Below are 13,071 nucleotides of genomic sequence, written 5' to 3'. Positions count from 1 at the left end.
CTTTTGATCCTGTTTTTAGAATCAAAAGATCGCAGCCTTCGGCAGCTCCTACATGGAGATTTGTGGGTTTACCAGGAAATAGTTTCACCCTTGTAATTCACAAAGTGATGCCCGCCCTTGCCGGTATACGCATTCACTTGATCAACCAATCCGCGCGTGCTGGTTTCGACATCAATGTCAGCGCCTTCGCCGCCCATGTCCGTCTTCACCCAACCCGGATGCAGCGACAGCACCGTCAGTTTCTGCTCGCCCAATTGCGTCACGAAGCTGTTGGTCATCGAGTTCAGTGCCGCCTTGCTCGCCTTGTACAACGCCAGCTCCGGCGCATCCGGCATGGTCACGCTGCCGAGCACCGAGCTCATGAATGCCAGCACGCCGCTGCCGTCGCGAATCTGCCCGACAAAGCGCTGGGCCAGATTGATCGGTGCCACGGCGTTGGTGAAAAACAATTTCCCGACTTCAGCCAGTGTCGCGCCGCCCGGGGTTTGCACGTCCGGGCCTTTGACTCCGGCGTTGACGAACAGCAGGTCGAAGGTTTCACCTTTGAGTTGCTGACTCAGGGCGATCACTGCTTGCTGGTCATCCATGTCGAGCTTCTCGATGCGCACCTTGCCCAGCGCTTGCAACGCCTCGGCTTTTTGCGGATTGCGCACCGTGGCCGTCACTTGCCAGCCATCGGCCAGCAGGGTTTTCACCAAACCGAGACCCAAGCCACGGGAGGCGCCGATGATCAGTGCGTTTTTTGCCTGGGACATGATGGGTTCCTTGAAAGTCAGAGTTCAGGATTCAATGGACACGCCTGACCGAGCCGTAGTTGCAACTCCTGACGCAAGGCGTCGAGCTCACTCATGCGGGTTTCGATCAGTTGCAGTTTGTCGCGCAGCAATTGCGCCACGGCGTTCTCCGGGTCGGGCGCGTTCCACAACGCGGCAACGCTGGCGCCGATCTCGCCGAGGGTAAAGCCCAGTCGTTGCGCAGTCTTGATGTAGAGCACCAGTTGCACCATCTCCGACGGATAGTCGCGATAACCGTTGGCACTGCGTTGCGCCGCGATCAATCCGCGCTGCTCGTAGAAACGCAGCGTGTCGCGGCTGACGGCGCTGGCTTGGGCTAACTCACCGATGCGCATTGTGCTGCACTCAATAGGGCTTGACCCTGGAGCATACTCCAGGCTTTACCGTGGTTGCTCCTCAAATTTCTGGAGCATGGATGATGTGGACGGCAACCCAGTATCGAAACGTGGTGCGCGGCAGTGCCTGGTATGACCTGATCGTCACGGCTGCGTTTGTTACGCCGTGGAGTTTTGCTGTTTTACATGAGCTGTTAACCGCGCTGGATTTTCCCGGAGAACTGCCGGCATTCCAACCGGTGCACATGTTGATGGCGAATCTGTTGGGCTCGGTGGTTTGTGTGTGGGCGGTGCTGCGGATTCGGGATCCGCAGCGGGTTTATGGACGGTATGACGCGGTGGCGCGGTTTCTGTTTGCGGCCTGGCAGGGGTATGCCTTGTTGCATGGCGCCAGTTCGATCTTGATTGTTTTTCTGGTCTTCGAACTGGCGTGGGGCGTGGCTCAGGTGTTGCCTGTCAGTACGCTTTCGCGAGCAGGCTCGCTCCCACAGGGGAATGCGGTTTACTGTGGGAGCGAGCCGGCTCGCGAATAGGCCCGCTCAGAAAACAATTAATGCCCTGCCTGCCAAGGCTGCCCCAGCGAAACCGGCGCATACAACCGTGTCCTCACCGCATCACGCGACAACAACACCAGCACCACAATCGTCGCGACATACGGCAGCATCGCCAGCAAACTCGACGGAATCGCCAGCCCCAACCCCTGCGCCACCAGGTGCAGGATGCTGGCGAGGCCAAACAGATACGCCCCGAGCAACAACCGCCACACTCGCCAACTGGCGAACACCACCAGTGCCAAGGCAATCCAGCCACGCCCGGCGGTCATGTTCTCGGCCCACATCGGCGTATACGCCAGCGACAGATAAGCCCCGGCCAAACCCGCCATCGCCCCGCCAAACAGCACCGCCAACGTGCGCACGGTCAACACCGGCAAGCCCATCGCACTCGCCGCATCCGGGTTCTCGCCAACCGCCTGAATGATCAGCCCGACACGGCTTTTGATGATCACCCACGCCACCAGCGCAAACAGCGCGAACGACAGATACACCAGCAGATCCTGCGCAAACAGCATCCGCCCGATCAGCGGAATGTCACTCAGATACGGAATCGCCATTGGCTCAAATCCCGCCAGCGGTTTACCGACCCACGCCGCCCCGACAAACGTCGACAGGCCCACGCCAAAAATCGTCAGCGCCAGACCGGTCGCCACCTGATTGGCGTTGAACACCAGCGCCACCAGAGCAAACAGCGACGACAACAGCATCCCCGCGAGCATCGCCAACAACACGCCGAGCCACAGGTTGCCGCTGTTCAGCGCGACAATAAAACCGATGACCGCGCCGAACAGCATCATTCCTTCCTGCCCAAGGTTGAGCACGCCGCTCTTCTCGCAGATCAGTTCACCCAACGCCACCAACAGCAGCGGTGTACCGCAACGCACCATGGCGTAGAAAATATTGCTCAGCAGATCGATATCCATCACAGCGCTCCGGCGGTTACGGCGGTGGTCGAGGTGCGCCGTGTCCAGCGCAGTTTCAGCCGTGGCCGATAGAGAATCAGCACGTCACAGGCCAGCAGGAAAAACAGCATCATTCCCTGGAACAGTTGGGTAATCGCTTGCGGCAGATTCAGGCTCATCTGCGCACTCTCGCCACCGATGTACAGCAGCGCCATCAGCAGACTGGAAAACAGAATCCCGAGCGGATTGAGGCGCCCGAGAAACGCCACGGTGATCGCCGCATAGCCATAACCCGGCGACACTTGCGGCACGAGTTGGCCGATCGGCCCCGTGACTTCGCAGACTCCGGCGAGCCCCGCCAACCCACCGCTGATCAACAGCGCCAGCCAGATCAAGCGCTTCTCGCGAAAGCCGACAAACCCCGCCGCGCGCTTGTCCAGCCCGAGCACTTTGATCTGGAAACCTACGAAGCTTTTCTGCAACAACACCCACACCGCAACCAGTGCGAGCAGGGCGAAATACACCCCGGCATGCACGCGGCCATCCTCCATCAACAGCGGTAATCGACTGGCATCGCCGAACATCGCCGACTCGGGGAAGTTGAATCCGGCCGGATCTTTCAATGGCCCGTGGACGCAGAACAACAGCAGGTTCAGTGCGATGTAATTGAGCATGATGCTGGTGAGGATTTCGTTGGCGTTGAAGCGCGTGCGCAGCCACGCCGTCAGCCCGGCCCACGCAGCGCCGGCGAGGGTGCCGGTGAGCAGAATCAGCACCAGCGCCCAACGGCTTTGCATATCGATGATGTTCACCGCCAAGGCACTGCCGGCCAATGCGCCGAGCAGCAGTTGACCTTCGGCGCCGATGTTCCAGATCCGCGCCTGATACGCCACCGCCAGCCCCAGTGCGCAGAGCAGAATCGGCAGGGCTTTGACCAGCAATTCCGACACGCCGTACAAGTCGCTCACCGGCGCGATCAACAAAGTGTGCAAGGTTTGCAGTGGGTCGTGGCCGAGCGCGATAAACAGCAGTGAGCCGCAACCGAGCGTCAACGCTGCCGCCAACAACGGCGAGCACCAGAGCATCAGGCGCGATTGCTGGCCACGGGGTTCGAGGGAAAGCAGCATGTTGAAAACTCCGTTAAACCGTGGCGTGTTGTTGAGGGGCATCGAACTGGCCGGCCATCCAGCCGCCGACATCGCTCAGTTGGGTGTCCGCCGTGTTGTGCAGTGCAGATATGTTCCCGCCGCACAACGCGCCGAGGCGGTCGCTGATCTGGAACAGTTCGTCGAGGTCTTCGGAAATCACCAGAATCGCCGCACCGGCATCGCGCAATGCAATCAGTGCGCGGTGAATGGTGGCGGCAGCGCCGACGTCCACGCCCCAGGTCGGGTGCGCGGCAATCAGCAGTTTCGGTTGCTGGAGGATTTCCCGGCCCAGAATGAATTTCTGCAAATTGCCGCCGGACAGACTGCGCGCAGAGGTTTGCGTGTCCGGGGTTTTCACGCCGAAGCGTTGAATGATTTGTTGCGCGAGGGCTTCGACCTTGGCGCGTTGGATCAGGCCGTTACTGACCAATCCTTGTTGGAAGGCCGTGAGCAGGGCGTTGTCCGCCAGACTCAACTCCGGCACCGCGCCATGGCCGAGGCGCTCGGCGGGCACGAACGCCAGACCGAGTTTGCGCCGTGCATCAGGGCGTAAATCGGCGACAGATTGTTCTCCGAAGCGAATCGTCGCCGCCTCGGCGCGCGGCAGCGTTTGTTCGCCGCTGAGCAGGGCGAGCAACTCATCCTGACCATTGCCCGCAACCCCGGCAATGCCGACGATTTCACCGCTGCGCACTTGCAAGTCGATATCCGCCAGCGAGCAACCAAACGGATCCGGGTTGTGCCAGTTCAAGCCACTGACTTGCAAAAACGCCGCGCCGCCGCTGACCTTTGGATAATCACCGATCAACGCCGCCGCTTCGCCGACCATCAACTGCGCCAGTTGCTGATCCGAGCATTCGGCCGGCACGCAATGCCCGGCTACGCGCCCACCGCGCAACACCGTCGCGCTGTGGCACAACGCGCGGACTTCACCGAGTTTGTGGCTGATAAACAGAATGCTGCAGCCCTCGGCGGCGAGGCGACGCAAAGTGATGAACAGTTCGTCGGCCTCTTGCGGTGTCAGCACCGAAGTCGGTTCATCGAGGATCAATAGACGAATGTCCTGCATCAGGCAGCGAATGATTTCTACCCGTTGCCGCTCGCCAATCGACAGGCTGTGGACAAGTCGTTCCGGCTCCAGCGCCATGCCGTAACGACGCGAAACTTCGCGAATCTTCGGCTCAAGTTGTTTCGGCGTGCCGGCCCTGGCACCCATGGCCAGTGCAATGTTCTGCGCCACGCTGAGGGTGTCGAACAGCGAGAAATGCTGGAACACCATGCCGATCCCCAACTGCCGCGCCTGCGCCGGGTTGCGAATATTCACCCGCTGACCTTGCCAGAGCATCTCGCCCGAATCGGCCTGGGTCACGCCGTAGATGATCTTCATCAGCGTACTTTTGCCCGCGCCGTTTTCACCGAGCAGCGCGTGGATTTCACCCGGCGCGATGTTCAGGTCGATGGCGTCGTTGGCCAGGCAACCGGGATAGCGTTTGCTGATTTGGCGCAGGTGCAGGCGCGGCGTTGTATCGGGGGTGGGCATGACAGGCTCGACTGGCTTGGAGTTGTGCCTGTGGATAAAGCAATTTCCTGGCCATTGAGTCAGGAACTCGCGCAAGCGTTGTTCCAGCGCCTCGATTGCAGAGCATCCCGGTCTGAATCGTGGTGGTGGCCGGCACCAATTGAGAGCAAAGCCGTTGATCAGGCTCCAGTTTTGCCCGTGGGCAGTTGATCAAAAAACGAGCAAAAGCGTCGGGCCTATGCAGAACCTGCGACTGCGCCAGCCATGAACGGGTTATCCACAGGTTGTTCCACAGTTATTGTGCGCAAGCCATAAACCCGGGAATAAGCACTGCGGTGCTTTCTTCTAATGGTGATAAACAACGCTAACTGATTGTTTCTGTTTGAAATTTATACTTGGTCGGACGAATTGAGCGAAAAGTGAACAAACCGCGCAAAGCCACGTGACAGAAGGGTTACAGCGTTATGTGCTCAGGTTATCCACAGTCGGGTGCACAGCAGGTGTGGGCAAGTTTTTGGAATAAGAAATTTCGTGGCGCCCCAAAAGATCGCAGCGTTCCGCAGCTCCTACAGGGGAACGCATTTCAAGTGTAGGAGCTGCGGAACGCAGCGATCTTTTGATCTTGCTTTAACGCTGCAGCAGAATCCTTCCGCGACTCAGATCTGCCAATTGGCTCTGCAACAATTCAATCTGCGCCTCACCTACCGCCAACTGCAATTCAACGCCATTGGCGGTGAAGTTTTCCTCCACCACCAACCCGCCCAGATCCGCCACCCGCAACTTCACCAACGCCAACTCGGCAAACCCACAGGCGCAACTCAACGGCACGCGACTGATCAACTCGACCTTCGCCGCCGTTTGCAGGCACTTGTTCGCGCCGCCGCCATAGGCCCGGGCCAACCCACCAGTACCCAGTTGAATGCCGCCGTACCAACGGATCACCAGCACCGCGACCTGATCGCAATCCTGCGCTTCGATCGCCGCCAGAATCGGTCGCCCGGCCGTACCGCCGGGTTCGCCGTCGTCATTGCTGCGGTACTGATCGCCGAGTTTCCACGCCCAACAATTGTGCGAGGCGTTCAAGTCGCTGTGTTGTTCGAAGAACGCCTGCGCGTCGGCGGGGCTGCCGATCGGCGTGGCGAAGGTGATGAAGCGGCTTTTGCGAATCTCTTCGCGGTACTCGCAAAGACCGCTGAGGGTGAAAGGCATAAACGTCTTATATAGAAGGAGTGAGGCCGCAGCCTTTGAGGATGATGCGGATCAGGTTGTTACCGGCGTCTTCCATGTCCTGCTTGGTCAACTTGCTGCGACCGCTGACCCGGCAGATCTGCGTGGCGAAGTCGGCGTAATGCTGAGTGCTGCCCCACAGCAGGAAGATCAGGTGTACGGGGTCCACCGGGTCCATCTTGCCGGCATCGATCCACGCCTGGAACACGGCGGCCCGTCCGGTGAACCAGGCGCGGTAATCCTGATTGAAGTATTCAGTCAGGCATTCGCCACCACTGATCACTTCCATCGCGAAAATGCGCGAAGCCTGCGGCTGACGGCGGGAGAACTCCATCTTGGCGCGGATATAACGGGTCAGCGCTTCGGCCGGATCGTCCTCGGCTGTGAGGGTGTTGAAGGTGCTGTCCCACAGCTCGATGATGTTGCTCAGCACCGCCACATACAAACCGAGTTTGTTGGTGAAGTAGTAATGCAGATTCGCCTTGGGCAACCCGGCATTCTGGGCGATGGTGTTCATGCTGGTGCCTTTGTACCCGTGACGGGCGAACTCGTCTTCGGCGGCTTTGAGGATGGTCTCTTCGTTCTTCTGACGAATGCGGCTGGCGGGCTTGCCGCCGTGAGCTGGGACTTCAAAGGTCATAGGCACTTCCGGGTTTTGTCTGTGGGTGCAACCAGTTGCGTTGATAGCGCACCCACAGGCATCCGACAAGTCCTCAAACAATAAAACCGTTACGCCTGTTCGATCTTGTTCAGCGGTGCTTGGGCTTCTGCAGCCTCCGGTTTGGCTTCCGGGAGCAGCAGGCAAAGGATGATCGCTGTCAGCCCGCCGCTGGTGATCGCCGAGTCGAACAGGTTTTGCACCAGTTTCGGCAGCAGGTGCAAAAGGTTCGGTTGCGCGGCGATGCCCAGGCCGACGCCGAACGAGGTGGCGACGATCAACATGCTGCGCCGATCCAGCGGCGAGTGCGCGAGGATGCGCACGCCAGCAGCGGCGACCGCACCGAACATCACCAGCGTCGCACCGCCGAGCACCGGTTTCGGAATCTGTTGCAGTACCGCGCCGATCATTGGAAACAGACCGAGGCAAAACAGAATGGCGCCGATGTACAACCCGACATAGCGACTGGCAACCCCGGTCAACTGGATCACGCCATTGTTCTGCGCAAACGTGGTGTTGGGGAATGCGCTGAATGTCGCGGCGATCATGCAGCTCACGCCATCACCGAGCACGCCGCCACGCAAGCGGCTTATATAAGAAGGACCGCTGATTGGCTGGCGAGCGAGCATGCAATTGGCAGTGAGGTCGCCGACGGTTTCGATGGTGCTGATCAGATAAATCAGCGCGACCGGCAGGAAAGCCGTCCAGTCGAAGCTGAATCCGAACTTGAATGGTGCGGGAAAACTCACCAGTGGCAGGTCAGGCAACGGCTGCGGCACCAGTTTCCCACTGAACCACGCCGCCAGACTGCCGAGCACCAGGCCGATGATGATCGCCGAAAGCCGCACCCAAGGTGTGTTTGAGCGGTTGAGCAGAATGATCGTCAATAAAACAAATACACCCAGCGCCAGATTACCCGGCGCGCCAAAGTCCGGCGCATTGAAGCCGCCGCCCAGATCGGTGATGCCGACCTTGATCAAGCTGATACCGATCAGCGTAATGACAATCCCGGTCACCAGAGGCGTAACGACGCGGCGCAACTGGCCAATGAAGCGGCTGAGGACGATCTGCACAATCGCGCCGAAAAAGCACACGCCGAAGATCATCGCCAGAATGTCCTCCGGGCTGCCGCCACGCTGTTTGACCAGAAAACCCGCCGACAGCACCGCGCCGAGAAAGGCGAAACTGGTGCCTTGCAAACAGATCATCCCGGCACCGATGCCGAACGGCCGACGCGCCTGAATAAACGTGCCGACACCGGAAACCATCAGCGCCATGCTGATCAGATAAGGCAAATGCGCGGTCAACCCGAGTGCCGAGCCGATCACCAGTGGCGGAGTGATGATGCCGACGAAACTGGCGAGCACATGTTGCAGGGCGGCGAGGATCGCGGCGGGTGGTTTCGGACGGTCGTTGAGGCCGTAGATCAGATCGCTGTTTGGTTCGGTATCTGGCTGCATGGGTGGGGCGCTTCTTGTTTGGAGGATCGAGGTTGATCCTGCTTTGCAAAAAGCTGTCCACTTGCTCAGCTTTATGAGGCTGGGACCCTCAAATGTAGGAGCTGCCGAAGGCTGCGATCTTTTGATCTTGCTTTCAACGCGTCGCCGCCAAGCTTTCAAGAAAGCTTTCCAGCACCAAATGGGGGCGCCGGCCCTTGCGCGTGACCGATGCGAGGCTCAAGTCATAAAAACGCGTCTGCGCCTTGAGTGCACGCAAGCGGCCCTGTTGCACCCAAAGGCTGGCGTAGTGATCCGGCAGGTAACCGATGTAGCGCCCGGTCAGAATCAGAAACGCCATGCCTTCGCGGTCGGAGGCGCTGGCGGTGCAATTGAGTGCCTGGTAATGCGCCTGAATGTCCGCCGGCAACCGGAACGTCGGGGCAATCGCATCCTGACTATTCAGGCGCTCGTCATCCAGTTGCTTGTCATCGACATAAAACAGCGGATGACCGACCGCGCAGTAAAGCAGCGAGCGTTCGCTGTACAGCGGCTGGTATTCCAGGCCGGAAAGCGCACTGGCCTGCGGCACCACACCGACATGCAACCGACCATCGAGCACGCCTTGTTCGACTTCATTGGGAGCGATCATGCGGATTTGAATCTGCACGTCCGGCCCGCGTTCCTTTAACTGGGCGAGGGCGTGGGTGATGCGCATGTGGGGCAGGGTGACGAGGTTGTCGGTCAGACCGATGATCAACTCACCGCGCAAGTGCTGGTGCAGACCGTTGACCTCAGTGCGGAAACTTTCCAGCGCACTCAATAGCTGTAGGGCTGACTGGTAGACCTCGCGACCTTCTTCGGTCAGCGAGAATCCGGCGCGGCCGCGTTGGCACAGGCGCAGGCCGAGGCGTTGTTCCAGATCGCTCATCTGCTGGCTGATTGCCGATCGACCAATGCCGAGCACGGTTTCCGCCGCTGAAAACCCCCCACATTCCACAACGCTACGAAAAATCCGCAGCAGGCGAATATCAAAGTCACTGACCTGGGCCAGCGGATCGGGACGGCGGCTACTCATGCTTGATCGCTCAAAGTTTAGTGATGATCTAACTGAAGGTTAGAAGTGTTGGATTTCACCGACTTTATCCGCGTGGCAATTTAGCTGCAACAACGCTTTCTATCTCCCTGACGCTTATGCCCTGCGAGGTTTTGCCCGATGAACATGCCTGAAACCGCTCCGTCGCCACTGGCCAGCCAACTGAAGCTGGACGCGCACTGGATGCCGTACACCGCCAACCGCAACTTCCAGCGCGATCCGCGTTTGATTGTTGGGGCCGAAGGCAGCTGGCTGTTCGATGACAAGGGCCGCAAGATCTACGATTCGCTGTCCGGTCTGTGGACCTGCGGCGCCGGGCACACCCGCAAGGAAATCCAGGAAGCAGTCTCCAAACAACTGGGTACTCTCGACTATTCGCCGGGCTTCCAGTACGGCCATCCGCTGTCGTTCCAGCTGGCCGAGAAAATCACCGACCTGACCCCGGGTAACCTGAACCACGTGTTCTTCACCGACTCCGGCTCCGAGTGCGCCGATACTGCGGTGAAAATGGTGCGTGCCTACTGGCGCCTGAAAGGTCAGGCGACCAAAACCAAAATGATCGGCCGTGCCCGTGGCTACCACGGTGTGAACATCGCCGGCACCAGCCTCGGTGGCGTCAACGGCAACCGCAAAATGTTCGGTCAGGCGATGATGGACGTCGATCACCTGCCGCACACTTTACTGGCGAGCAATGCGTTCTCCCGTGGCATGCCGGAGCAGGGTGGCATCGCTTTGGCTGATGAACTGTTGAAGCTGATCGAACTGCACGATGCTTCGAACATCGCAGCCGTGTTCGTTGAACCAATGGCCGGTTCCGCTGGCGTGTTGGTTCCACCTCAGGGTTATCTCAAGCGTCTGCGCGAAATCTGCGATCAGCACAATATCCTGCTGGTGTTCGACGAAGTGATCACCGGCTTCGGTCGCACCGGCTCGATGTTCGGCGCCGACAGCTTTGGCGTCACCCCGGACCTGATGTGCATCGCCAAGCAAATCACCAACGGTGCGATCCCGATGGGCGCGGTGATTGCCAGCTCCGAGATCTACCAGACCTTCATGAATCAGCCGACGCCGGAATACGCTGTGGAATTCCCCCACGGTTACACCTATTCGGCGCACCCGGTGGCTTGCGCCGCTGGCCTGGCGGCACTCGACCTGCTGCAAAAGGAAAACCTGGTGCAGAGCGTGGCCGAAGTCGCGCCGCATTTCGAAAACGCGTTGCATGGCTTGAAAGGTTCGAAGAACGTCGTCGACATTCGTAACTACGGTCTGGCCGGTGCGATCCAGATTGCCCATCGTGACGGCGACGCCATCGTGCGTCCGTTCGAAGCGGGTATGGCGCTGTGGAAAGCCGGGTTCTACGTGCGCTTCGGCGGCGACACCCTGCAGTTCGGCCCAACTTTCAACAGCAAGCCGCAAGACCTTGATCGTCTGTTCGACGCGGTCGGCGAAGTGCTGAACAAGCTCGACTGATTTTTCCCTCTATATAAGTACAAACAGCAGACGTCTCTTCGGGGACGTCTGTGGACAAGAATTCAGGAGTTACTCGATGAGCGTTATCCCGCATTTGATCAATGGCGAACTGGTGACCGAGAACGGTCGCGCGGTAGATGTGTTCAACCCGTCCACGGGTCAGGCGATCCACAAGTTGCCACTGGCCAGCCAGGCAACCATTCAGAAAGCCATCGATGCCGCCAAGGCTGCTTTTCCAGCGTGGCGCAACACACCGCCGGCCAAACGTGCCCAAGTGATGTTCCGCTTCAAGCAACTGCTGGAGCAGAACGAAGCGCGTATCTCGCAATTGATCAGCGAAGAGCACGGCAAGACGCTCGAAGACGCAGCAGGTGAGCTGAAGCGCGGTATCGAGAACGTCGAGTTCGCCTGCGCCGCTCCGGAAATCCTCAAGGGCGAGTACAGCCGCAACGTCGGCCCGAATATCGATGCCTGGTCGGACTTCCAGCCGCTGGGCGTGGTGGCTGGTATCACTCCATTCAACTTCCCGGCCATGGTGCCGCTGTGGATGTATCCACTGGCGATCGTCTGCGGCAACTGCTTCATCCTCAAGCCGTCCGAGCGTGATCCAAGCTCCACGCTGCTGATTGCTCAGCTGCTGCTGGAAGCCGGTCTGCCGAAAGGCGTGATGAACGTGGTGCATGGCGACAAGACTGCGGTCGACGCGCTGATCGAAGCACCGGAAGTCAAAGCACTGAGCTTCGTCGGCTCGACGCCGATTGCCGAATACATCTACGCCGAAGGCACCAAGCGCGGCAAGCGCGTTCAGGCACTGGGCGGGGCGAAGAACCACGCGGTGCTGATGCCGGATGCCGATCTGGACAACGCGGTCAGCGCACTGATGGGCGCGGCTTACGGTTCCTGCGGCGAGCGCTGCATGGCGATCTCGGTGGCGGTGTGCGTCGGTGATCAAGTGGCGGATGCGCTGGTGGCCAAACTGGTGCCGCAGATCAAGGCGCTGAAAATCGGTGCCGGTACTTCGTGTGGTCTGGATATGGGGCCGCTGGTCACCGGTCAGGCGCGTGACAAGGTCAGCGGTTATGTCGATGACGGCGTGGCGGCGGGCGCGACCCTGGTGGTTGACGGTCGTGGTCTGAGCGTCGCCGGTCATGAAGAAGGCTTCTTCCTCGGTGGCTGCCTGTTCGACAACGTCACCCCTGAGATGCGCATCTATAAAGAAGAGATCTTCGGGCCGGTACTGTGCGTTGTTCGCGTCAACAGCCTGGAAGAGGCCATGCAACTGATCAACGATCACGAATACGGTAATGGCACCTGCATCTTCACCCGTGACGGTGAAGCGGCGCGTCTGTTCTGCGACGAGATCGAAGTCGGCATGGTTGGCGTCAACGTGCCTCTGCCGGTACCGGTGGCTTATCACAGCTTCGGCGGCTGGAAGCGTTCGCTGTTCGGCGACTTGCATGCCTATGGTCCGGATGGTGTGCGCTTCTATACCCGTCGCAAGGCCATCACCCAGCGCTGGCCGCAGCGTGCGAGCCATGAAGCATCGCAATTCGCCTTCCCTAGCTTGTAAGTAGAGGGGATGAGAAGGCCGACCTCAGGGTCGGCCTTCGTGTTTTCGGGCTTTTTTGACCGATATGACAGAATTATGAAAATAGGTGTTGACGGCAGATTCTGGAAGTCTATAATTCGCCCCACTTCCGGCGCAGTCGAAACGGAAAACTCCTTGAGATTCAATGAGTTATACGGTTTTCGATAGCGGGTTGCTTCAGTTCGTCGAAGCCTGGAAGGAGTTGAAAGAGCGGTGATGTTTGGCTCTTTTAACGGTTCGATCTTCTCGGTCGAAAGCGGAGAAAAAGAGGTGTTGACAACAGCGAGTAACGCTGTAGAATTCGCCTCCCGCTAACGAGAGATCGGAAGCGCAAGTGGTTGAAG

12 protein-coding genes are annotated in these 13,071 nt (G+C 59.2%); 3 read left to right on the top strand and 9 right to left on the bottom strand.

The genetic code is table 11. The annotated features are described in order from the left end of the window. Positions 1 to 68 precede the first annotated feature (68 nt). Positions 69 to 755 (bottom strand): SDR family oxidoreductase, encoded by a 687-nt coding sequence (locus tag IAI51_RS27350; RefSeq protein ID WP_187681312.1) that lies wholly within the window; start codon positions 753 to 755, stop codon positions 69 to 71. 17 nt (positions 756 to 772) lie between these two features. After that, positions 773 to 1,129: a MerR family transcriptional regulator gene (locus IAI51_RS27345; RefSeq protein ID WP_187681311.1), complete on the bottom strand. Its 357-nt coding sequence runs from the start codon at positions 1,127 to 1,129 to the stop codon at positions 773 to 775. Positions 1,130 to 1,212: 83 nt separating this feature from the next. Between IAI51_RS27345 and IAI51_RS27340 the strand changes: the two genes are divergently transcribed. Continuing rightward, the gene (locus IAI51_RS27340; RefSeq protein ID WP_187681313.1) at positions 1,213 to 1,662 is read left to right on the top strand and encodes a hypothetical protein; all 450 of its coding nucleotides are present in this window, start codon (positions 1,213 to 1,215) and stop codon (positions 1,660 to 1,662) included. A 17-nt stretch (positions 1,663 to 1,679) separates the two neighbouring features. On the opposite strand, the gene IAI51_RS27335 is transcribed toward IAI51_RS27340, so the two are convergent. The 7 genes from IAI51_RS27335 to IAI51_RS27305 form a co-directional block, all read right to left on the bottom strand. Then, positions 1,680 to 2,606 carry an ABC transporter permease gene (locus IAI51_RS27335; protein WP_187681310.1) on the bottom strand — a complete coding sequence of 309 codons (927 nt, stop codon included), beginning with the start codon at positions 2,604 to 2,606 and terminating at the stop codon, positions 1,680 to 1,682. Beyond that, the gene (locus IAI51_RS27330; protein WP_187681309.1) at positions 2,606 to 3,712 is read right to left on the bottom strand and encodes an ABC transporter permease; all 1,107 of its coding nucleotides are present in this window, start codon (positions 3,710 to 3,712) and stop codon (positions 2,606 to 2,608) included. The genes IAI51_RS27335 and IAI51_RS27330 overlap by 1 nt, the downstream gene beginning before the upstream one ends. A gap of 13 nt (positions 3,713 to 3,725) precedes the next feature. Then, entirely contained in the window at positions 3,726 to 5,273 is a 1,548-nt protein-coding gene (locus IAI51_RS27325) for an ABC transporter ATP-binding protein (RefSeq protein ID WP_187681308.1), read from the bottom strand. 606 nt (positions 5,274 to 5,879) lie between these two features. Then, positions 5,880 to 6,461 carry an IMPACT family protein gene (locus tag IAI51_RS27320; RefSeq protein WP_187681307.1) on the bottom strand — a complete coding sequence of 194 codons (582 nt, stop codon included), beginning with the start codon at positions 6,459 to 6,461 and terminating at the stop codon, positions 5,880 to 5,882. 7 nt (positions 6,462 to 6,468) lie between these two features. Next, positions 6,469 to 7,119 carry a TetR/AcrR family transcriptional regulator gene (locus IAI51_RS27315; protein WP_187681306.1) on the bottom strand — a complete coding sequence of 217 codons (651 nt, stop codon included), beginning with the start codon at positions 7,117 to 7,119 and terminating at the stop codon, positions 6,469 to 6,471. An 89-nt stretch (positions 7,120 to 7,208) separates the two neighbouring features. Then, the gene (locus IAI51_RS27310; RefSeq protein ID WP_187681305.1) at positions 7,209 to 8,597 is read right to left on the bottom strand and encodes a uracil-xanthine permease family protein; all 1,389 of its coding nucleotides are present in this window, start codon (positions 8,595 to 8,597) and stop codon (positions 7,209 to 7,211) included. Positions 8,598 to 8,730: 133 nt separating this feature from the next. Then, a complete protein-coding gene (locus tag IAI51_RS27305) occupies positions 8,731 to 9,651 on the bottom strand; it encodes a LysR family transcriptional regulator (RefSeq protein ID WP_187681304.1) in 921 nt (306 codons plus the stop codon). Positions 9,652 to 9,789: 138 nt separating this feature from the next. Between IAI51_RS27305 and IAI51_RS27300 the strand changes: the two genes are divergently transcribed. Both IAI51_RS27300 and IAI51_RS27295 read left to right on the top strand, forming a co-directional pair. Next, positions 9,790 to 11,139: an aspartate aminotransferase family protein gene (locus tag IAI51_RS27300; RefSeq protein WP_187681303.1), complete on the top strand. Its 1,350-nt coding sequence runs from the start codon at positions 9,790 to 9,792 to the stop codon at positions 11,137 to 11,139. A gap of 76 nt (positions 11,140 to 11,215) precedes the next feature. Then, positions 11,216 to 12,709, top strand: coding sequence for a CoA-acylating methylmalonate-semialdehyde dehydrogenase (locus tag IAI51_RS27295; protein ID WP_187681302.1), 1,494 nt, complete (start codon positions 11,216 to 11,218; stop codon positions 12,707 to 12,709). Positions 12,710 to 13,071: the final 362 nt, after the last annotated feature.

Origin of the sequence: Pseudomonas sp. N40(2020) (assembly GCF_014472415.1) — a bacterium.
Classification (GTDB): domain Bacteria; phylum Pseudomonadota; class Gammaproteobacteria; order Pseudomonadales; family Pseudomonadaceae; genus Aquipseudomonas.
Note: the sequence above shows the minus strand (reverse complement) of the source record. Positions and strands in the feature narration are given on the sequence as shown.